Raw genomic sequence first — 22,013 nt, 5'->3', positions numbered from 1 at the left:
ATGCTTAACGCATCGCGTTCTGGTGGATTTCGGCGATGTAGCCGCCCGGGAAGCGCACCAGCGCGGCACGGCGGCCGCCCACTTCGCGCGCCGGCACCAGGGTTTCCACGCCAGCGGCGGTCGCCTTGGCCAGAGTGGCGGCCAGATCGGGCACGGCATAACCGGTCATGTCGCGGCCCCAGGGCCAGGGCAACTGGCCATTGGACACCAGCACCGTCAATTTGCCATAGCCGCTGTCGATCATCACGCGGCGGATCGGGGCCGGCAGACCAGCCTCGGCGCCCGGCGCGGTCTTGTCGTCAGACACCACGTGGCCATGGGCAAAGCGGGTCCATGCCGCGATGAACGCGTCGGCGGCATCGGCGGTCAGGTACACGCGGTTTTCCGGCACCGTGGCCAGCGGCGCATAGTGCGGCGTGGCGGTGTGCCAATAGAGCTGCATGTTCACGCCGCCCGGCCACTGCACCACCACGTCGCGGCCGATCGGATCGGGAAAGGTTTCAATCAGGCGCGTGGCACCGGCGGCGCGTGCGGCCTGCACCGCCGCGTCCATGTCCGTGACCAGATAGCCGGTGCGTTCGGCGCCAAACGGATAGGGGATCGGCGTCTTGAACCCGAACACCGAAACCGTGCCTGCTGGCGTGAGTACGAGTTGCGACTTGGTCAGGCTGGGCGTGGGGGTAACCTGGAATTCGCCCTGCTTGCTGGTGGTGCCGCCAAACGTGGCCTGGAACGCGGTGACGAACGCGTCGAACTGCTCCTGCGGCACATAGACGTGGGTGGTATCGTATTGCGGGCCCACGGCATAATCGGCCATCGGCACCGGCTTGGCCGCCAGCGGGGCCGAGGCCGTCAACAGCGCGGTCGCAAGGGCGAGGGAAAGGCGCAGCTTCATCATCGTTTCTCCTGTCAAACCGCCCAGCAGCCGCAGCCCAGTGCGCCCCAGAACGTTTGCACATCGGCAACCGGCGCGGCCTGACCCAGCGCAGCGGCATGATCGTGGCCATGGACACCGCAGGCGGTGGCGCAGCCGCAGGCATTGGCCAGCATGTTCCGTGCCTGGTCGGTCTGGTAATAGCCGCCGAACGTTTTGACCGGCGACCAATCGGGCATGGCCGGGGGCAGATCCGGGGCCAGCGGGGCAAAGTCCCCCTGCCCGTGCACCACTTCGCCGCCCAGCAGCGTCAGCACGCTGCGGATATGGGCAATGTCATGTTCGGGCACGGCGAAGTAATCGGCGCTCAAGAGCGCGCAATCGGCCAGCTGGCCGGCCATGATCTGGCCCTTCTTCCCCACCTCGTTGGAAAACCAGGTGTTCTCGTGCGTCCACATGGCCAGCGCCTTTTCGCGGGAAACGCGGTTGGCGCCGGGATAGAGCGCCATGCCGCCCACCGTGCGGCCCGTGACCAGCCACGAGAGCGATACCCACGGGTTGTAGCTCGCCACGCGGGTGGCATCGGTGCCGGCGCCCACGGGAATGCCCGCCGCGATCATCCGCGCGATCGGCGGCGTGCGCTCTGCAGCGCGGTGGCCATAGCGTTCGACGAAGTATTCGCCCTGATAGGCCATGCGGTGCTGCACGGCGATGCCGCCGCCCAGCGCTGCGATGCGATCGATGTTGCGGTCGCTGATCGTCTCGGCATGGTCGAAGAACCAGTTGATACCCGTCAGCGGGATATCGCGGTTGACCTTTTCATATACATCGAGCGCGCGCGAAATCGTCTGGTCATAGGTGGCGTGCAGCCGCCAGGGCCAGCGATGCTCGGCCAAGAGGCGGATGACCGGCTCCAGATCGCCCTCCATGCTCGGCGGCATGTCGGGGCGCTCCACCCGGAAGTCCTCGAAATCGGCAGCCGAATAGACCAACATCTCGCCCGCGCCGTTGTGGCGATAGGTGTCATCGCCCTGTCCGGGCGAAACCTGTTTCACCCAGCCGGCAAAATCGGCCAGCTCTTCCTTGGGCTTTTGCGTGAACAGGTTGTAGCTGATGCGCACGGTAAGCTGGTTGTCGGCGTGCAGCTTTTCGATGATGGCGTAATCGTCGGGATAGTTCTGGAAACCGCCACCGGCATCGATCACCCCGGTCACGCCCAGGCTGTTGACCTCACGCATGAAATGGCGGGTGGAATTGACCTGGTAATCCTCGGGCAGCTTGGGCCCCTTGGCCAGCGTGGAATAGAGGATCGTGGCATTGGGCTGGGCCAGCAGCAGCCCGGTAGGATTGCCAGCGGCATCGCGCACGATCTCGCCGCCGGGCGGATTGGGCGTGTCCTTGCCATAGCCCACCACGCGCAGCGCGGCAGCATTGAGCAGCGCGCGATCATAGAGATGCAGGATGAACACCGGCGTATCGGGCGCCACGGCGTTGAGTTCGGCCAGCGTCGGCAGGCGCTTTTCGGCAAACTGGTGCTCGGTAAAGCCGCCAACCACGCGCACCCATTGCGGCGCGGGGGTGCGGGCAACCTGGGCTTTGAGCATGGCCATGGCATCGGCCAGGCTGGGCACGCCGTCCCAGCGCAGCTCCATGTTGTAATTGAGGCCGCCCCGGATGATGTGCATGTGGCTGTCGATGAGGCCGGGGATCAAGCGGCGCCCGCCGGCATCGATCACGCGCGCCTGGGGCGCGGCAGCGGCGCGCACGTCGGCCTCGCTGCCCACCGCCAGGAAGCGCCCGTCGCGAATGGCCACGGCCTGCGCCTGGGGGTTGGCGCGATCCAGCGTGGTGACCTTGGCGTTGACGATCAGGGTATCGGCCATGGCCTTACGCGTCCTTTTCCGGCGCGGAGCCATCGGGCAGGCGGCCGAACACGTGGCTGCGGCAATCGGTGCGGACAAAGGCAGTGATCGAATGGCCGGCAGCGGCATGGCGCACCAGCGGCACCACCTGTTCGCCCACCAGGATGCCCAGCAGCCCGACCAGCGCGATGACCGGCGGCGCGGGGGAACGCACCCCGATCAGCGAATAGACAATGCCGACCAGTAGGCCGGCCGCCAGCGACGCGAGATATGCCTTCATGGCGCAGTTTCCTTGGGGAAACGGCCCGCCCCGCAAGAGGGATGGGACGGGCCGCCGGGGGGATTGGTAACAAAGTCTGCAATTTCGCCTGATCGTCACCCCGGGCTTGGCCCGGGGCCCCGCTTCCCTGTCAGCGCACGGCCAGAAGCGAACGGGATCCCGGATCAAGTCCGGGATGACGGAGACAGGATCAATGCTCCGCGCCGCCCACCACTTCGTGCGCGAACTGGCCGCGCTGCGGCGCGCCGTGCAGCATGGTATAGGCATAATCGACGCCCATGCCGTAGGCACCGAAATGCTCGCGCGCGATGGCCATGACGCCGTCATAGGTTCCGCGCCGCGCCCAGTCACGCTGCAGTTCCAGCACGGCGTTGATCGTGGTCAGCGAGTGGGCGCCGGCCTGCTCCATGCGGCGGATCGCCACATCGTGCGCTTCGGGCGAGGTGCCGCCCGAGGCGTCGGTGATGATATAGACCTCGAACCCTTCCTCGATCGCGCTGAGCGTGGGGAAGAGCAGGCAGGCTTCGGTCCACAGCGCGGCGATCACCAGCTTCTTGCGGCCGGTGGCCTTGACGGTGGCGACCAGTTCATCGCTGTCCCAGCTGTTCATCGAGGTACGTTCGATCGGGGTCTGCTGCACCACGTCGAGCAGTTCGGGCCAGATATAGCCGGAGAACGACTTGGTCTCCACCGCCGTCAGGATGATCGGCGCGCCGAACAGCTTGGCCGCCTTGGCCAGGGCCACGGTGTTGTTCTTGAGCTGCTGGCGATCGATGCTGGTGACGCCAAAGGCCATCTGCGGCTGGTGATCGACGAAGATGAACACGGTGTCGTCAGGATTGATCAGCGACTTGGCATGAAAGGTCATGGGATCTGTCCTTGAAGGAGTAAGGGTGTGGGTCAGTCGGCCAGCAGATGGGCTTCGAGCAGCCACAGCTGCTTGTCGCTCTCGCGCGAGATCTGGGTGAACAGGTCGGCCGTGGTGGCATCGCCCTCAGCCGCCGCGCTGTCGATCGCGGCGCGCACGGCCTTGCCGAACAGCGCCAGGCTGGCCGCCAGCGCGCGGATATGCGCGTCACCGCCATGGGCGGCGAGCGGATATTCATAGAGCGTGGTGGCGCCGGCGGTGGTCTGCACCCGGCCATCGGCGACATGGCCCAGCGTGGTTATCCGCTCGGCCAGGAGATCGACGAATTCCTCTACCTGGCCATGCACGGCATCGAACAGGCCGTGCAATTGCAGGAAGTGGCGGCCGCGCACGTTCCAGTGCGCCTGCTTGGCCTGCGCTTCCAGGTCGAGCGCATCGGACAGCCGGGCCTGGAGCAGCGCCACAGATGCCTTGCGGACGTGTGCGGAAAGATCGATGCTGGTTTCGTAGGTCATCGGCTCAGGCCTTGAAGAAGCTGAGCAGATCGGCGTTGATCACCTCGGGGTGGGTCGAGGCCATGCCGTGGGGGAAGCCGGCATAAGTCTTGAGCGTGCCGTGCTTGACCAGCTTGATCGCCAGGTGCGCCGAATCCGCGATCGGCACGATCTGGTCGTCTTCGCCGTGCATGATCAGCACGGGCACATCGATCGCCTTCAGGTCTTCGGTGAAATCGGTTTCGGAAAAGGCCTTGATGCAGTCATAGTGCGCCTTGGCCCCGCCCATCATGCCCTGGCGCCACCAGTTGTCGATCAGGCCTTGCGAAACCTTGGCATCGGGGCGGTTGAAGCCGAAGAACGGACCTTCGGGCACATCGCGGAAGAACTGCGCGCGGTTGGCAAGCAGTGCCGAACGGAACCCGTCGAACACTTCCATCGGCAGGCCGTCGGGGTTGGCCGGGGTTTGCAGCATGATGGGCGGCACCGCGCCGATCAGCACGGCCTTGGCCACGCGGCCGGGCTTGGCCCGTGCCACATAGTGCGCCACTTCGCCGCCGCCGGTGGAATGGCCAACGTGGATCGCATCCTTGAGATCGAGATGATCGGCCAGCGCCGCGACATCGGCAGCATAGGTGTCCATCTCGTTGCCGTCGTCGGTCTGGGTGGAGCGGCCGTGGCCGCGGCGATCGTGCGCGATCACGCGATAACCTTCGCCCAGGAAGAACATCATCTGGGCATCCCAATCGTCGGCAGAAAGCGGCCAGCCATGGTGGAAAACCACCGGCTGCGCGGTCTTGCTGCCCCAGTCCTTGTAGAAGATTTCGGTGCCATCGGCGGTGGTGATCGTGGGCATGACGTGAAGGCTCCCCTTCCGGCCGCAACACCAGGGGCAACCTTTGCCCGGTGCGGCCAGCTTTGTGTTCCAGCCCAAGTGTGCGCCCTCGCGCCTGCCCTGCCAGCCCCAGCATGGGGGCTGGGCGCACCCCCATTTCGGGTGGCTACCCAGGCCGCGACGCGCGTGGTATCGGCTTCCTCCATGCCCGCGCGCACCGATACCACGATAGGCATCCTGATTGCCGACGATCACCCGATGCTGCGCGAAGGGGTGGCCGCCGTCATCGCGATGCAGCCCGACATGGCCGTGGTGGGCGAGGCAGCGACCGGCGATGAAGCCGTGGCGATGTACGATGCCCTGCGCCCGGCGGTGGTGCTGATGGACCTGCGCATGCCGGGGATGACCGGCCTTCAGGCGATCGAGGCGATCCGCGCCCGCCATCCCCAGGCGCGCATCCTGGTATTGACCACCTATTCCGGTGACGCGCAGGCGCTGCAGGCGCTGCGCGCGGGAGCGGCGGGTTTCCTGCTCAAAAGCAGCCTGCGCCGCGAACTTCTCGGCGCGATCCGCACCGTGCACGAAGGCCAGCGCCACCTGGCGCCCGACGTGGCGCAGGAAATCGCGCTGCACGCGATCGACGAGCAGCTGACCCCGCGCGAAACCCAGATCCTGCAACTGATCGCCTCGGGCCACGCCAACAAGCAGATCGCCTGGACGCTCAACCTGGCCGAGGAAACGGTCAAGTCCGGCATCAAGAACATCTTTGGCAAGCTGCATGTCAACGATCGGACCCACGCCGTGACCAAGGCCGCGCGCCGGGGCATCATTGAACTGTAGGCGCGGCATTGCCGTGCTGGCGGCCGGCGGGCTGGCGCTCATGGCCAGTGCGCCGATGGCCCAGCGGCAGGGCCAGGCGCCGGTTCAGGCCCAAGGGGGTGTGCTGGCGGGATACAAGCACGAACACTGGACCCTGGAAGAAGGTGCGCCGGGCCGGATCAACGCGCTGACGCAATCGCGCGACGGGTTCCTGTGGATCGGCAGCGTGGAAGGACTGTTCCGCTTTGACGGGTTGACGTTCGAACCCGTGCCCCAGCCCGGCGGCCAGGGCGCGCGGCTGGTGGTGTCGCAACTGGCCAACGCGCAGGATGGCACCGTGTGGGTCGGGCTGGGCCGCGGGCGCGGAGTGATGGCCTGGCGCGATGGGCGGCTGGTCGACATGGCAATGCCGCATCCCTCGCGCCAGGTCACCGACATGGCCCAGGCGCCCGACGGCGCGATGTGGGTGGTGCGGGGCGGCCGCAGTGATGGCACCCTGGCCCGCTATGCCGATGGGCGCTGGCAGGAATTCGGCCAGGACGCCGGCTTGCCCGCCGAACAGGCGTGGAGCACGGCGTTTTCCGCCGATGGCACGCAATGGCTGGTAACCGAACGCCAGGTGCTGATCCGCCCGCGCGGCAGCCAGCGCTTTGCCGCAACCGGCATCGCGGTTACCCCGCGCGCCAGCCTTGCCGCCGGGCCCAACGGGGCGATGTGGCTGTCAGACGCGGCCGGCACCCGCCGGCTGACCCTGGCGCAAGGCCGCGTCACGGCCGGGGCGCGGCTGGCTATCAACCCCGATCCGGTGGGCGGCACGCGCATGCTGTTCACCACCGACGGCGCGCTGTGGGAAACCACCTGGAACAGCGGCGTGCAGCGCCTGACCACGCCCGACAAAGCCACCGGCAGTGCCCAGGCCGCGCCTGCGGCGATGCGCCGTTTCACCTTCGATGCCACGCAAGGGCTGACCTCTGACCAGACCCATGCCCTGTTGCAGGATCGCGAGGGGAACCTGTGGATCGGCACGGAAATGGGGCTGGACAAGCTGCGCCGCGTGCCGATCGTGGTGGAAACCGCGATCCCTGCCAATTCGCCCACCAGCTATCGCCTGGCCGGCGGCGATGATGGCGTGGTCTATGTTGGCGATGCCCGCGCCGCCTATGCCATTGCCCCTGGCCAGGCGGCGCGCACGATCCTGCGCTTGGCCAGCCCCGCTGGCGCATTGTGCACGGCGCGCGGGGGCGGCGCATGGCTGGTGACGGGTGAACGCCTGGTGCGGCTGAACCCGCGCGGCGCGGCCGGGCCGGCCATTGCCCTGCCGCGCGGCCTGATGCCGCTGGCCTGCGGGCAGGATGGCGCGGGCCGCATCTGGCTGGCGGCGCTGGACCAGGGGCTGTGGTGGCACGAAGGCGGCGGCTGGCACACCCTGGCGACACCCCGCGCGCTGCCCGCCAACATCGCGATTGGCGGCGATGGCCGGGCGATCGTGGCATTTCGCGGGCCGGCGCCGCGCGGGGCAGATCTGCCGTTCGTGGCGATTTCGCCCACGCAGTTGCAGGTCGACGGGATCGAAGGCCTGCTGCCCAGCCCCCTCGGCGATGGTCCGCTGATCAGCGGCGCGCGTGGTCTCCAGGCGCCATTCGCGCGGGGCAGCACACCCGTGCTGGCAAGCGCAAACCCCTGGGCAGCCTCGCTCAATGGCCTGGTGTGGACGCGCAGCGGCGATGGCTGGGGCATTGGCGATAGCGGCATCGTGCAGATCCACCGCACCGATCTGGTGCAGGCGTTGACGCACCCCGGCCAGGCGGTGCCCTGGCGCCGGTTCGATTTTCGCGATGGCCTCAACAGCTTTGCCCAGAAGGCCGCCGGCGCCCAGGTGGCGCAGGGCGGCGACGGGCGTATCTGGTTCCTCACGCGCCGCAACTTGGTGTGGATCGATCCGGCCGCGCTGCGCCGCAATCTGCTGCCGCCCGCAGTCATGGTGCGCAGCCTGGTGGCTGGCGGCACGGCGCGGGCGCCGAGCGCCGGGCTGCGCCTGTCGCCGGGCACGCGATCGGTGCGGATCGATTTCACCGCCACGAGCCTGACCGTGCCGCAACGCGTGCAGTTCCGCACCCGCCTGTCTGGCCCGGGCCTGCCAGGGCAATGGACCGCACCATCGACCGAGCGCAGCGTGACGTTCAGCGATCTGGGGCCGGGCCGCTATACGTTCCAAGTCATCGCTGCCAACGAGGACGGCGTGTGGAACGCGGGCGGCCAGACCATGCAGTTTGCCATCGCCCAGCGGTTCTACCAGACCTGGTGGTTCCCCCTGGCCGCGATCGTGGCGCTCTCGGCCATGCTCTATCTGCTCTACATCGCGCGGGTGCAGTATCTCGGCCGGTTGATCCGCGATCGCATGGCCGAACGCACCAGCGAGCGCGAACGCATTGCCCGCGAACTGCACGACACCCTGATCCAGGGCGTGCAGGGCCTGATCATGCGCTTTCAGTCGGTGGCCGATCACCTTTCGCACGATCCCGCCGCGCAAGCCGTGCTGACCCCGGCGCTGGACCGGGCCGAGGAAATGCTGATCGAGGGACGCGACCGGGTGAAAGGCCTGCGCCGCCTGGAAGACCGCCACCTGCGCCGCGAACTGCAACGCCTGCTCGACAACCTGGTCACCGGTTCCAGCCTGACACTGAACGTCAAAGGCGAAGTGCGGCCGCTGCACCCCGATATCGTCGATGAAATCCTCGCCATCGTCGGCGAGGCGCTGTGCAACGCGGCGCGCCATGCCCAGGCCGACGCGATCGACGTTAACGTGGAGTATGGCGCGCGGGCGCTGGCGGTGTTTGTCAGCGACGATGGCATCGGCATTGCCAGCATCGATGGCGAGGACGGCGCGAACGGCAGGGCGGTAAGCGCGGCGCTGATGAAGGGCCATTATGGCCTGATCGGCATGCGCGAGCGGGCGCGGCGCATTGGCGCATCGTTTTCCATCGAAAGCGGGCATCGCCTCGGCACGCTGGTGCGCCTGTCGGTGCCCGCGCGCCTGGCCTACGCCGCCTGAATATCGTCAGGGCGCGGTGGGCAAGGCAGGTTCGGGCGTGGCGCTCTTGTGCGGATGGCGCAGGTTCTCGATCTCGGCAGCGCGGCGCTTGAGATAGAAATCGCGCGTGGCGTTGTAGGGATCGGCCGATTCCGCGCGGAACTTCTTGAGCTGGCCATCGATCGCCACGCGGTCATCCAGCCCGCCGATCACCGTGACGGCCAGGCCATACGGCACGGTATCGAGTGGCTCGCCCACAGCCAGCGGGAACCAGGAGCGATCGACCGTGGTGCCAATCAGATCGCGCAGCGTGGTCGGCCCGATCAGCGGCAGGAACAGGTATGGCCCCGATTTCACGCCGTAAAAGCCCAGCACATCGGCCAGGCCATTGGGCCGATAGGGTATCTTGAGCGGCTTGGCCTTGGCCACGTCGATCAGCCCAGCGAGGCCAATGGTGGAATTGACGGTAAAGCGCACCAGCACCTGCCCGGCCTTGCCAAACTTGTGTTCGAGCAGGAACGCCACGAAGTTCGACGGCTCACGCAAGTTGTAGAGCGCATTGTGCAGCCCGTGGCGCAGCGGCGATGGCAGGCCGTGGACATAGAGCCGCGCCACTGGCGCCACCACCAGCTTGTCGCCCTTCTGGATCGCCTCGTAAGACTTTTCGTTGACGGCGTGGACCGGGTCCTGCCGCGAATAGGCATCGCCCTGCACCACGATGCCGGGTTCTTCCTGCACATCTGCAGGTTCGGACGGGGGCATGGCGGCCGGCGGCGCCGTAGGCGCAGGCGTGGTGGGCCCAGGCGTGGCGGGCGCAACCGCGGGCGGGGAAACAGGCGCGACGACAGATGGGGCAGGCGTTGCGACCGGCGCTGCCTGCGCCACGGGGGGCTGGCTTGGCGGCATGGCGCTGGATGGCGCCTGGGCATGCGCGGTTCCTGCCAGCAGCAAGCCGGGCGCCGCGACCATGGCCGCCGCCCACTTGCAGCCGGCCGACTTTGCTTTTCCCATCGTCGTCATATCCTGCCACTTGGCCGGATTTCCTGTACGCCAGATGAACTGAAAGCCGCATTTCCGTAAATTACGGGCAGTCCCCGCAGGTGTAACAATGCTGCGTCAATACGCGACAAGTTGAGTGCTGAAAGCCGGTCCAAATCGCGGCAAAATGGGACAAGATCCCCCAGGTGTGCGCCCGGCCAGTGGCCCGCGCCATGCGGAAAACCCGTAGATTTCCATATAACAGAACCTTAAGCATGCGGCCGGCATGATCCATGGCTGCTGCAAAGGGCTGGCCTTGACGCGATGCGCGATTTTCAAAGCACCATTCTGGAAATGATCGCCCGCGGCGCGCCGCTGGCCGCCACCATCGACCGGCTGTGCCGCGAGGTGGAGCGCCGCGCGCCCGGCGTGGTCTGCTCGGTGGTGACAGTCGATGCCATGCGCCGCCTGCGCCCACTGGCTGCGCCCAGCCTGCCGCCTGCCATGCGCGCGGCGTTCGACGGCATTGACATCGGCCCTGGTGTCGGCGCCTGCGGCACCGCGACGGCGCTGGGCATCGAGGTTGTCTCTGCCGATATTGCCACCGATCCCGCCTGGGCGCCCTATCGCGATCTGGTGCTGCCCCTGGGCATCAAGGCATGCTGGTCGCGGCCGATCATGGCAGGCAATGACCAGCCGGTGGGTGCCTTTGCCTTTTACTATCACGAAGCGCGCGGGCCTTCGGCGCTGGAGCGCGTGCTGGTGGACCGCTCCATCGCGCTGTGTGCCATCGCGCTCGACCGGCAACGGCGGGTGGAAGAGCGGGATCGCCGTGCCAATACCGATGGGCTGACCGGCCTGCCCAACCGCGCCGCGTTCAACACCGCGATGGCCACCGTCGATTGCAGCCAGCCCGGCAACTGGGCGCTGTTCCTGATCGACCTGGATGGCTTCAAGGCGGTGAACGATACCTATGGCCACCACGCTGGTGACCGCTTGCTGGTGCAGGTAGGGCAGCGGCTGGCACAAATGGCCGCGCCAGACACGGTGTTCCGCATCGGCGGCGACGAATTTGCCGTGCTGGTGCAGGATGACGAGCACCTGCGCACGCTCGATGCCCTGGCAGAGCGGCTGCTCGACGGCTTGAAAGTGCCCATCACCATACCAGGCCACGTGCTGCGCCCGGCCGGCACCATGGGCATCGCCATCTTCAACGCCGGCGATGTGACGCCCGAACGCGTGCAGCAGAACGCCGACTTTGCGCTCTATCACGCCAAGGACGTGGCGCGCGGTGGTTCTATCCGCTTTTGGCCGGGCATCGGCACGCGGATGACACGGCGCATTACCGCGGTGCGCGAGTTGGACGCCGCGCTGCGCGAGGGCCGCCTGGTGGCGCATTACCAGCCGGTGGTAGACCTTGCCACCGGCACGGTGAGCGGGCTGGAGGCGCTGTGCCGCATCCGCATGGGGCAGCGCCTGCTATCGGCAATGGCGTTTCACGATGCCACCAGCGATCCGCAGACCGCCAATACCCTGACGCGCGAGATGATCCGCCAGGTGGCGCGCGATGCCCGCACCTGGCTCGATCTAAATGTGCCCTTTGCCCGCGTGGGCATCAATGTCAGTTCAACCGACCTGCACAGCGCCGGCTTTTTCGACGCCACCGCCACCGCGTTCGAGGAACACGGCGTGCCGCTGGACATGATCATTCTGGAAGTGACCGAGGCGGTCTATATGGATGATGATGGCGGCGTCATTCGCCGCTCGGTCGCGGCGCTGCGCGAACGTGGGCTGAAAGTCGCGCTCGACGATTTCGGCACCGGCTTTGCCTCGCTCACCCATCTGATGACCGTGCCGGTCGATTACATCAAGATCGACAAGTCGTTCGTGGATCGCATCGCCACGCACCGGCCCAGCCAGATCATCGTCGAAGGCGTGATCGACATCGCCACCAAGCTGGGCATCCAGGTGGTGGCCGAAGGCATCGAGGCGGCTGACCAGGCGCAGATCCTGCAAAGCCTCGGCTGCGTCCTGGGCCAAGGCTATCTCTATTCGCACGCGGTCGATTGCGATGCGATGACCGCGCTGTTGCGCGGCGGGCCGCTGCGGACCCTGCCTGCCCCGCGCGTGCAGCAGCAGGCCTGATCACCCGTCAATCGCGCGGGCGGGTGGCGCGCGGTGGCTCTGCCCCGGTTGTCCCGAACAGCGCCATGTCGGCCCAATGGGGCCAGGCAATCACGGCCGGCTGCTCTCCCAGCCAGACCAGGCGCGGGCGACGCGGATCGAGCGCGGGCCAGGTGCCGATCGGCGCGCTGGCCGGAATGCCGCTGCGGGCAAAGGCCAAGAGCGCGCCTGCCATGGTGTCTTCCAGCGCCTGATCCACCCCCTGCCAATCGCGCGTCACGCGAAACAGGTTGAGCGCCTCGCGCGTGCGCAGCCAATAGGGCACGTCACCGGTGTGATAGGCGCCGACGGTGGCCGGATCATGATCGGAAAAGACCACCCCCGGGGCATAGGGCTGCCGCCGGGCAAAGAGATAGGCATAGACCGGCTGCGTGCCAAAGCGGCGCTGCGCCGCCGCCCAGTCGGCCATCTGCCGGCCCACGGTGGCATCGCGGGCGATATCGGCCGCCGCGCGGGCCGGATCAGGCCCTGCATAGGCTGCCAGGATGGCATCCGCCTCGCCACCGAACCGGGCCTTGACCGCTGCGGCCAGATCCTGCGCCGTGGTCACCGGCCCCAGCGGGCGAAAGCTTTCGTCGCGGGTATAGCCGATCAGCACGGGCACATCGTTTTGCCCATGGGCGGCAAACACCGCTTCCGCGCTGCCGGTAATCACCTGTCCATCGCGCACGATCGGGCTGCGCGGGCTGGCAGCGGCAATGATGCGGTCACCGGGCAAGGTACGCAGCTGCGCCAGCGAGGTCGCGCCCAGTTCCTTTTGCAGGGCCAGCCCTTGCGCCTCTCCCTCGGCCAGGGGCGCGGGGCCGAGCATGCCGCCAAACGGGCTGCCGCTCATCGCCACGGCACGGGCAAACAGACCGCGCGCCATCGGGCTGATCTGCAACAGCGCCACCGACATGGCCCCGGCCGATTGGCCCACGATCGTGACGTTATCGGGATCGCCGCCAAAGCGGGCGATGTTGCGCTTCACCCATTGCAGCGCGGCGATCTGGTCCATCAGGCCATAGTTGCCCGAGCCATGCCCGCTTTCGGCCGACAGCGCGGGATGCGCCAGGAAGCCGAGAGCCCCGACGCGGTAGGCGATATTGACGCGCACCACGCCCTCGCGCGCCATCGGCTCTCCCGAATAGTTCGCCATCGAGGCAGAGCCGATGTTGAACCCGCCGCCATAGATCCACACCACCACGGGGGCTTTGCCCGCCGCCTTGGCCTGTGGCGCCGGCGCCCAGATGTTGAGGTAGAGGCAGTCCTCGCTCGTCGCCTCGTTGCCGAAATAGTGGTTCTGCAGCGATCCGCGCAGCGGTTGCAAGCATTCGGGGGCATAGCGATCGGTGTGCAACGTGCCGGCCCACGGGACAACCGGCTGCGGCGCGCGCCAGCGCAATTCGCGCAAGGGCGGCGCGGCAAACGGCACGCCCAGCCATGCCTGGATGCCCGAGGGCAGCGTGGTGCCCTCGATCATCCCGCCATCGACGGCGATGGGCGCGGCCTGCGCCGGGGCCGCGAGGCCGAGCGCCAGCGCCGCCAACAGGCGCCGGATCACTTGCCCGTCCCGCCTGGCGCAGGAACCTTGAGCACGCGGTGGAAGAAATCGAACGTGGCATTGAGCGCCTGCATCGATGCGGCGTGGGTTTCGGCCGGCGTGCGGCCGATGAAGCTGTGATCGACATGGGGGATGTAGATCGCCGTGACCGGCACGCCCGCTGCCTTCAATGCCGCCTCGCCCAGGTGCGATTGCGCCACGGGCACGGTCTTGTCTTCCTCGCCATGGATCAGCAGGAACGGCGGATCTTTCGCGTCGATATAGGCGACCGGGCTGACACTGCGGAGCTTGTCGGCACTGCACGGGCCATCGCATCCCAGCAGGCGGGAACCGGCCGAATTGCCATCGGGCGTGGCATTCATGCCGGCAAAGTCATAGACGCCGTACCACGTCACCGCGCCCTGCACGCAAGCATCGCCACCGGCGGCCGGATCGAGCGCGGTGTTCTTGCAGGTCAGCGCGGTCAAGGCGGTGAGGTGCCCGCCGGCAGAGCCACCCCACAGCGCCACGCGCGCCGGGTCGATGGCATATTGGGCGGCGTGCCCGCGCAGGAAGCGCAGCGCGGCATTGGCGTCCTGCAGCTGGGCGGGAAACTTCGCCTCGCCCGACAGGCGGTATTCCAGGCTGGCCACGGTGAAGCCTTCGGCCGCGAGCGCAGCAAGCACCTTGGGCCAATCGGCAAAGGCACCGGAATGGCGGGTGTGCCCGGCCATCCAGCCACCGCCGTGGATATAGAGCACCAGCGGATGCGGCCCCTTGGTGGCCGGCACATAGATATCCAGCGCTTGCGGGCGATAGCCGGGCAATTGCTGATAGGTCACATCGCGCCAGGCCTTGACCCCGCCGGGAAAGGCCACCGGCACTTGCGGAAAGCGATCGGCCAGAACCGGCGCGGCTGCGGTGGGGAAATCGCGCGTCGGGGCGGCGGTAGCGGGCGTGGTGAGCAGGGCCAGCAGCCCCAGCGCAGCGGGAAGGCGTGCAAACATCAGGTCTCTCTCCATGGTCTTTGTTATCGTTGTGTCGTGCCGGGCGTGCCCGGCCGGTCAGTCGGGAAAATCGGGCTTGTGGCGGGCCTGGGCGGCCAGGCGGATCGGCGCGTTGACCGCGCCATAACCGGCATAGCCGCGCCGCTCGACCACCTCGAAAAACACCCGGCGGGCAAAGGCGCGGCTGTAGAATTGCAGATATTCGGCCTCGCCATCGCGGTCGTAGAGAATGTCGCGCGCGGCCATGGCCTCGATCAGCTCGGGCTCCAGCCCCCAGCGCGCTTCCAGATCGTCGAAGTAGTTGCGCGGGATCGCCAGGCGCGGCAGGCCCTGGGCATGGGCGGCATCGGCCACGGCCACGATATCGTCGGTGGCAAAGGCGATGTGCTGCACCCCGGCGCCGAAATAGTTCTGGATGAAGCGCGAGGTGAGCGATTGCGCCGCCAGCGAGCCATTGAGCGTGAAGCGCACCGAGCGATCGGCGTTTTCCACCGCCTGGCTCTGGATCAGGCCCATCGGATCGGCAATGTCGAGCTGCGGCGTCTTGCCCACGTCGAACAGCGCGACATAGAACAGCAGCCAGCTGAGGAATTCCTCGTACTGCATGGTCTGCGCAATGTGATCGATCGCCAGGCGCGGGCCGAGCACGGGATCTTCCAGCCGGTGGGGAAATTCGTGTGCCCACATCGCCGCGCGGGTGGCGGCATCGACGAAATAGATCAGGCTGCCACCCACGCCGCGCACGCTGGGGATCGGCCATTCATCGGGCGCCAGCGCCTGGATGAAACGCGGCACGCGCAGGAAATCGGCGCGCGCCAGCGCGCCGGGCACATCGTCCACCGCCAGGCCGAGCGCGCAGACCGAAGCGCCGTGGACCACGTCGAAGCTGTGGGCGAGGCCTTCGGGTTCGCAGTTGATCACGATGTTGACCGGGTTTTCCAGCCCCTGCGTCCAGCGCGTCACGTCCTTGCTGCGATGGCGCGCGGTGGGGCGAAAGCCCAGGGGGCGCAGCATCGCCGCCAGATTTCCCGCCTCTTCATGGCTGGCGGCAAATTCGATGAATTCGACCCCGCTGGTCTTCACGCGCGGTGGCAGGCTGGCGGCGCTGGCCGAAGGGCGGGTGATCCCGCCTTCCAGCAGGCGCAGCGCGCGATAGCCATCGACCGCCACCCCGCTCGCCGATCCGGCACGGAACCGGTCGTTGAAGATTTCCAGGCTCCAATAGCCCTGATAGCCGATCTTGCGGATCGCGGCGGCCCAGTCATCGAGCGGGAAATCGCCCTGGCCGGGCATGGAGCGGAAATGGCGGCTCCACCCCAGGTGGTCCATGTCGAGCATGGGAGCGTCGGCCACCTGCACAATGAACAGCTTGTCGGCGCGGATATCGCCGATGCTGGACGAGGGAATCTTGCGCGACAGCGAATGGAACGAATCCAGCACCAGACCCAGCGCGGGATGATCGGCATCGCGCACGATGCCCCAGGCCTCGCGGTGATCGTGCACGTGCCGGCCCCAGGCGAGCGCTTCATAGCCCAGGCGCAGGCCGCGGGCGGCGGCGCGCTCGGCCGCCTCGGTCAGGTCGGCAATGGTCCGCTCGCGGTTGCCATCGGCGATCGGCGAACAGCTGGAGCAGACCAGCAGCAAGTCGGTGCCGAGTTCCTGCATCACGTCGAACTTGCGCTCCAGCCGGTCAAACGCGCGGGCGCGCTGCGGCTCGGGCAGGCCATCGAGATCGCGGAACGGCTGGAACATCGTGCAGACGAGGCCCAGGTCACCCATCAGCGCGGCAATCTCGCGCGCGGAGAGGTGCGTCGAGAGCAGGTCGTTCTCGAAGATTTCGGCGCCGTCATAGCCGGCCGCAGCGATCGCCTGCAGCTTGGCCTCGAGCGTGCCCGAAATCGATACGGTGGCGATGGATGTCTTGAATGCGGGATTCGTCATGGCCGCCTGCCGTTTGTTGCCTTTGGTTTCCTGCCCCGGCCACGGGCCTATCACGGGCCGCTGCTTGACAAAAGCAAAAATGTTAGGGACTAGTTCGTTACATAAATTGAACTGGCCCAGGGAGCGGAAACGAACCTGCCGGGCCTTGCAACGAGGGACAGGTGCGGCAAGGAAGGGCATACGGCGCAACCAGGACGGCGCCCGCAGCAGTGCGGGACCAGGCCGATGCGCGCGCGATTGCCCAGGAGAGTTCCTTGCCGGAAGACGACGCCCCCGCCCCGCTTGCCGAGGCTTCTGCCGCCACCGCTGCAAAGCCGCCCCGCCGCTCCCGCGCCGAAACGCGCGAGGCCGCGATCAACCAGATCGTGGACATCGCCACGCAGGAGTTCGTGGAAAAGGGCCTGGCCGGCGCGCGGATCGACGAGATCGCCGGCAAGGCCACCAAGCGCAAGATCTACTACTATTTCGACGGCAAGGAAGAGCTTTACCGCGCCGTGCTGGAGCGCGCTTATCGCCGCGTGCGCGACAGCGAGGCGCAGGTGGATATCACCACCGGCACTGCCGAGCAGGCGCTGCGCCGCCTGATCGAGCATGACGTGCACTATCACGCGCGCCATCCCGAACTGGTGCGCCTGGTGATGAACGAAAACATCCACCACGCGCAGCATCTCAAGCAGATCACCGAACTGCCCAGCCGCAACCACAGCGTGATCGATATCCTGCGGCAACTGATCAGCCGGGGCGAGGCTGAGGGCAGCTTTCGCGTCGGGATCGACCCGGTCGATCTGCATTTCAACATGACGGCGCTGGCGTTCTACAACGTTTCCAACCAGTTCACCTTTGCCCACAATTTCGGCGTGGACATGACCAGCGATAGCGCGCTGGCCCACCGGGCACGCCAGGTGGCAGACATCATAATCGCCTGGGTGACGCGCAAGGATTGAGCGCCTGACCGTGGCCTGCAAAGGCTGCGGCCGCGCCAGCCTGCACCGTCATCCGCGCATGCGGGAGAGAGACAGGCATGGCCACACCCATCACAGCAAGCGCCGGCACGTGCCCGGCGCAATGGAGCCGCACGGGCCTGGCCATCGTGGCCCTGTGCTTTGCCATCAACATGGCCGACGGCATCGACGTGACGATCCTGTCGTTCATCGCGCCGCGCATCCAGGCCGACTGGGCGATCGGTGCCGATACCATGGGCCTGCTGTTTGGCGCAGGGCTGGTCGGCATGGCGATCGGCGGCATGGGTATTGCCCCGCTGGCCGACCGGCTGGGCCGCCGCCGCATCATCCTGGCAGCATTGGGGCTGATGTCGGCCGGCATGGTCGCCAGCGGTTTTGCCGGCTCTGTGCCCATGCTCTATGGCTTGCGCGTCGTGGTGGGCATGGGCATCGGCACCGTCCTGGCGGCGATGGCCGCGCTGGCCGCTGAATCCGCGCCGGCCGCGCAGCGCAACCTGGCGGTGGGCATCGTCCAGGCCGGCTATCCGTTTGCCGCGGTGTTTACCGCGCTGCTGACGGCGCATCTCCTGCCGCTGTGGGGCTGGCACCGCCTGCTGCTGATGGCGGGCGGGTTGACGGTAGTGCTGTTTCCCGCCGCGCTGCTGATCCTGCCGCGCGCCGGTGCAGCGCGGAAGGCCGATGGCCCGGCGCGCGAACCGGCAGGGCGGATCGGTGACCTGCTTTCTCCCGCCTTCCGTGCCCGCACGCTCACGCTGTGGGCGGCGGTGTTCTGCGGGCTGATGGTGCTCTATTTCATCGTCAGCTGGATCACCAAGCTGTCGATCGCGGCCGGCCTTTCCGAAACCGACGGCATCTATGCCGGGGCGCTCTACAATTTCGGGGCATTCGTGGGCACGGCGGGGATGAGCATGCTGGCCGTGCGCGTGCCACTGGGGCGCCTGGTGCCCGGCATGCTGGTCAGCGCGGGCGTCGCCATGCTGGTATTCGGATCGCTCGCCATGCCGGTCGCGGCAACGCTCGCCCTCGCCTTCCTCATCGGGGTCACGCTGCAGGGTGGCTACAACGGCGTGTGGCCGCTCGCCGCCTCGGTCTATCCGGCGCGGATGCGCGCCACGGGCGTGGGCTGGGCGATCGGCCTCGGCCGCGCAGGCGCGGTGATCGGTCCGATGATGGGCGGTTGGCTGATGGCGGCCAAGGCGCCGCTGCCGCTGCTGTTTGCCGCCTATTGCCTGCCGCTGCTGGCCTGCGCCGCCGCCGCATTTGCCGTTGACCGGATGTCTCGGCGTGTTGCGGAATAATTTGACAGGAACTAGTTCGTAACATAAATGAGTCGTCGGAAGGCGAAACGGCAAACGTTCGCCAGGGAGGATGACCATGCGTTTGGAAGGCACTCGTCTCGTGCTGTCCGCGTCTGCGCTGAGCGTGGCCGTGGCCCTTACAACCCCGGCTCTGGCGCAGGCTGCGCCGCAAGCCAATGCCGCGCCCGATACGGCGCCGGCGGCCGAAGCGGCCCAGCCCGATGTCAAGGAAATCGTGGTGACCGGCTCGCTGATCCAGCGGCCCAACAACACCGCGGTCAGCCCGATCGTGTCGGTCAGCAACGAAGCGATCAAGGCCAGCGGCAACGTCAACCTGCAGGATGCGCTCAACCAGTTTCCCGGCTTCACCCCCGCCGGCAATTCCGGCACCGGCGGCCAGGGCACCGGCGGGCGCGCCTCGGTCAACCTGCATGGCCTTGGCCCCAACCGCAACCTCGTGCTGCTTGATGGCAAGCGCCTGCCGCTCTCGGATATCTCCGGCACGGTCGATACCAACATCATCCCGGAATCGATCATCGGCGGGGTTGACGTGATCACCGGCGGCGCATCGGCCGTCTATGGTTCGGATGCCATGTCGGGCGTGGTCAATTTCAAGACCCTGCGCAGCTTTGACGGGGTCAAGGCCGACGTCCAGAACAGCCTGAGCGAAAAGGGCGACGCCTACAAGTTCTCGGGCTCGATCGCGTTCGGCAGCAGCTTTGCCCAGGATCGCGGCCACGTCATCGCCGCGTTCAGCTATACCGACCAGGATCCGATCAACGGCAAGGCGCGCAGCTTCTTTTCCGACAAGACGCCCTCGTCCTATATCGGCACCGGCACGTTCGTTCCCAACGCCACCAACGCGCCCAATGCTGCCGTCGTGCAATCGGTGTTCGCCGGCTATGGCGTGACCAAGACGATCAACCCGCTGCTCAACCTGGGCTTCAACAACGACGGCTCGCTGTTCGTGCAGACCGGCGCGGTCAACTACAAGGGCCAGACCAACAGCGGCGGCTATGCCCTGGTCGGCGGCAACGTGCGCATGCCGGTGGGCCAGCAGGTCGATTTCATGAACGGCCTCAAGCGCAAGACCGCCTTCATCAAGGCGGACTATGACCTGACGCCCAACCTGACCCTTTATGGCCAGTTCCTGTTCGTCGATCTCAACGTCCACACTGCCAGCGGCAACACGCTGACGCAGTTTGGCCAGCTGACCACCATTCCGGTCACCAACCCGTTCATTCCGCAAGACCTGCGCACGGTGCTCGCCTCGCGCCCCAATCCCACGGCCAATTTCCTGTGGAACGGGCGCTATGTCGGCCTGCCGTACAAGAGCTGGGATGAAGACTATACCGTCCAGCAATACATGGCGGGGCTGAAGGGCAATATTGCCCCGGGCTGGACCTTCGATGTCTATGCCTCGTACGATCAGTCGGTCCACAACCAGACGATGCACAATGCCGTGGTCAAGAGCCGGGTGCAGAGCCTGCTGAGCGCTGCCGATGGCGGCAACTCGCTGTGCCAGGGCGGCTTCAATCCGTTTGGCGATGCGAACATGCGCTCCGTCTCGGCCGCCTGTGCCGCCTATATGACCAAGGACGCATTCAGCGCCGAGCGCCTGGGGCAGACCCAGTTCCAGGGCCAGATCAACGGCAAGCTGTTCGATCTGGGCGCAGGCCCGGCGCAGATCGCGCTGGTCGCCGGCTATCGCAAGAACACCTACAACTATCGCCCCGACAGCGACCTGCAGGCGCAGAACCTGGAAGCGGTGACCGCCTCGCAGCCCGCCTCGGGCCGCATCTCGGTCAAGGAACTGGCCGGGCAGATCGATATTCCTCTGGTGGCCGACAAGCCGTTCATCCGCGAACTGGGCATCGGCGCGGCCGCGCGCGTATCGAACTATTCGGTCAGCGGCACGGTCACCAGCTACGAAGCCGATATGCGCTGGCGCCCGACCGACACGATCATGCTGCGCGGCGGCTATCAGCGCGCGGTGCGTGCGCCCAATATCGGCGAGCTGTTCTCGCCGCAGCAGGGCACGCAGCTGGTGATCGGCACCCCGCCCGGCTCGCTCGGCGATCCGTGCGACTATCGCTCCACGGCGCGCACCGGTGCTAATGGCGCCCAGGTGGCCGCGCTCTGCGTGGCGCAGGGCGTACCGCAGGCGGCGATCGGCAGCTATTCGTTCCCCACCACCGCCACCGGGCAGCTGGTGTCGGGCAACATCGGCCTGCGCCCCGAACATGCCGATACGTTCAACGCCGGGATGGTGTTCAACGCCCCGCGCGGCGGCGGTCTGTTCGGCGATTTCTCGTTCTCGGTCGATTACTACAACATCTCGATCAAGAACGTGATTTCCACCGTGCCTGGCCTCACCGTGCTGTCCAAGTGCTATAATCTCGATGGCAGCAATCCGGGCTATGCCGCCAGCAACCCCTATTGCGCGCTGATCCAGCGTGACAGCAACGGGCAGCTGGTGAACGTCGCCACGCCCTATCTCAACCTCGGTTCGCTCAAGACCGACGGCGTGGAAGCGCAGGTCAACTGGGCAACCCCGGCGCCGTTCCTGGGCCGCACCGGCAAGATCTATGCCACCACCACGGTGGGCTGGCTCCATGCCTACAAGGTGCAGCTGCTGCCCGGCGCTGCGGAAATGAACTATACCAACATCAGCAATGGCGCAGCCAACCCCAGCTCCGTCCCGCCGCGCGCCACGCCGCGGTGGAAGGCGCTGACCACGCTGGGCTATCGCTCTGACAACATGGGCATCGGCCTGCGCTGGCGCTTCCAGAGCGCGATGCAGGATGTCAGTTCGGTGCTCACGCCCAACAACACGCAGGTGGGCATTGCCGCCTACAACCTCTACGACCTGTTCGGGAATGTGAAGGTCGGCAAGATGTTCGAGCTGCGCGCCGGCATCAACAACCTGCTCAACGCCAAGCTGCCCTACGTCGCCAGTTCGCAGAACGGCACCGACGTGGCGCTCTATGACCCCATCGGCCGCTCGTTCTATATCGGCGCGCGGGTTAGCTTCTGATCCACCCTGCCCCGGCGCTGC

General features: G+C 67.0%; 16 protein-coding genes. 6 read left to right on the top strand and 10 right to left on the bottom strand.

The window, feature by feature from the left end; translation table 11 throughout:
- Positions 1-4: 4 nt before the first annotated feature.
- From FHW97_RS10195 to FHW97_RS10170, 6 genes are all read right to left on the bottom strand, one after another.
- Positions 5-895, bottom strand: coding sequence for a glyoxalase (locus FHW97_RS10195; RefSeq protein WP_107715381.1), 891 nt, complete (start codon positions 893-895; stop codon positions 5-7).
- 14 nt (positions 896-909) lie between these two features.
- Entirely contained in the window at positions 910-2,757 is a 1,848-nt protein-coding gene (locus FHW97_RS10190) for an amidohydrolase (protein WP_171798862.1), read from the bottom strand.
- A 4-nt stretch (positions 2,758-2,761) separates the two neighbouring features.
- Positions 2,762-3,016 carry a XapX domain-containing protein gene (locus FHW97_RS10185; RefSeq protein WP_022677548.1) on the bottom strand — a complete coding sequence of 85 codons (255 nt, stop codon included), beginning with the start codon at positions 3,014-3,016 and terminating at the stop codon, positions 2,762-2,764.
- 190 nt (positions 3,017-3,206) lie between these two features.
- Entirely contained in the window at positions 3,207-3,884 is a 678-nt protein-coding gene (locus FHW97_RS10180) for a hydrolase (protein ID WP_022677547.1), read from the bottom strand.
- A gap of 32 nt (positions 3,885-3,916) precedes the next feature.
- The gene (gene dps, locus FHW97_RS10175; RefSeq protein WP_107715378.1) at positions 3,917-4,399 is read right to left on the bottom strand and encodes a DNA starvation/stationary phase protection protein Dps; all 483 of its coding nucleotides are present in this window, start codon (positions 4,397-4,399) and stop codon (positions 3,917-3,919) included.
- A gap of 4 nt (positions 4,400-4,403) precedes the next feature.
- Positions 4,404-5,234 (bottom strand): alpha/beta fold hydrolase, encoded by an 831-nt coding sequence (locus FHW97_RS10170; RefSeq protein ID WP_171793354.1) that lies wholly within the window; start codon positions 5,232-5,234, stop codon positions 4,404-4,406.
- 183 nt (positions 5,235-5,417) lie between these two features.
- Between FHW97_RS10170 and FHW97_RS10165 the strand changes: the two genes are divergently transcribed.
- Both FHW97_RS10165 and FHW97_RS10160 read left to right on the top strand, forming a co-directional pair.
- The gene (locus FHW97_RS10165) at positions 5,418-6,053 is read left to right on the top strand and encodes a response regulator transcription factor (protein ID WP_171793355.1); all 636 of its coding nucleotides are present in this window, start codon (positions 5,418-5,420) and stop codon (positions 6,051-6,053) included.
- On the top strand, positions 6,043-9,084 hold the full coding sequence (locus tag FHW97_RS10160; protein WP_171798861.1) for a sensor histidine kinase: 3,042 nt from the start codon (positions 6,043-6,045) through the stop codon (positions 9,082-9,084). The genes FHW97_RS10165 and FHW97_RS10160 overlap by 11 nt, the downstream gene beginning before the upstream one ends.
- A 6-nt stretch (positions 9,085-9,090) precedes the next feature.
- On the opposite strand, the gene FHW97_RS10155 is transcribed toward FHW97_RS10160, so the two are convergent.
- Positions 9,091-10,074: a VacJ family lipoprotein gene (locus tag FHW97_RS10155; protein ID WP_156306474.1), complete on the bottom strand. Its 984-nt coding sequence runs from the start codon at positions 10,072-10,074 to the stop codon at positions 9,091-9,093.
- A 291-nt stretch (positions 10,075-10,365) separates the two neighbouring features.
- Between FHW97_RS10155 and FHW97_RS10150 the strand changes: the two genes are divergently transcribed.
- Positions 10,366-12,186 carry a bifunctional diguanylate cyclase/phosphodiesterase gene (locus FHW97_RS10150; RefSeq protein ID WP_062783991.1) on the top strand — a complete coding sequence of 607 codons (1,821 nt, stop codon included), beginning with the start codon at positions 10,366-10,368 and terminating at the stop codon, positions 12,184-12,186.
- Positions 12,187-12,193: 7 nt separating this feature from the next.
- Here FHW97_RS10150 and FHW97_RS10145 read toward each other — a convergent pair whose 3' ends face one another.
- Genes FHW97_RS10145 through FHW97_RS10135 form a run of 3 tightly spaced genes read right to left on the bottom strand, consistent with a single transcriptional unit; the run spans position 12,194 to position 16,695 of the window.
- On the bottom strand, positions 12,194-13,768 hold the full coding sequence (locus tag FHW97_RS10145; protein WP_171798860.1) for a carboxylesterase family protein: 1,575 nt from the start codon (positions 13,766-13,768) through the stop codon (positions 12,194-12,196).
- A complete protein-coding gene (locus FHW97_RS10140) occupies positions 13,765-14,754 on the bottom strand; it encodes an alpha/beta hydrolase (protein ID WP_171798859.1) in 990 nt (329 codons plus the stop codon). The genes FHW97_RS10145 and FHW97_RS10140 overlap by 4 nt, the downstream gene beginning before the upstream one ends.
- Before the next feature lie 57 nt (positions 14,755-14,811).
- Entirely contained in the window at positions 14,812-16,695 is a 1,884-nt protein-coding gene (locus FHW97_RS10135; protein WP_171798858.1) for a bifunctional sugar phosphate isomerase/epimerase/4-hydroxyphenylpyruvate dioxygenase family protein, read from the bottom strand.
- Positions 16,696-16,904: 209 nt separating this feature from the next.
- Here FHW97_RS10135 and FHW97_RS10130 point away from each other — a divergent pair, with 209 nt between their 5' ends.
- From FHW97_RS10130 to FHW97_RS10120, 3 genes are all read left to right on the top strand, one after another.
- Positions 16,905-17,639 (top strand): TetR family transcriptional regulator, encoded by a 735-nt coding sequence (locus tag FHW97_RS10130; RefSeq protein ID WP_168352987.1) that lies wholly within the window; start codon positions 16,905-16,907, stop codon positions 17,637-17,639.
- Positions 17,640-17,716: 77 nt separating this feature from the next.
- The gene (locus tag FHW97_RS10125; protein WP_171798857.1) at positions 17,717-18,955 is read left to right on the top strand and encodes an MFS transporter; all 1,239 of its coding nucleotides are present in this window, start codon (positions 17,717-17,719) and stop codon (positions 18,953-18,955) included.
- A 76-nt stretch (positions 18,956-19,031) separates the two neighbouring features.
- Positions 19,032-21,992, top strand: coding sequence for a TonB-dependent receptor domain-containing protein (locus FHW97_RS10120; protein ID WP_253941706.1), 2,961 nt, complete (start codon positions 19,032-19,034; stop codon positions 21,990-21,992).
- The last annotated feature ends 21 nt before the right edge of the window (positions 21,993-22,013 follow it).

The organism is Novosphingobium sp. SG754 (assembly GCF_013149315.1).
Taxonomy (GTDB): domain Bacteria; phylum Pseudomonadota; class Alphaproteobacteria; order Sphingomonadales; family Sphingomonadaceae; genus Novosphingobium; species Novosphingobium capsulatum.
The sequence above is the reverse complement of the archived record's forward strand: the minus strand, read 5'-3'. Positions and strand labels throughout refer to the sequence as shown.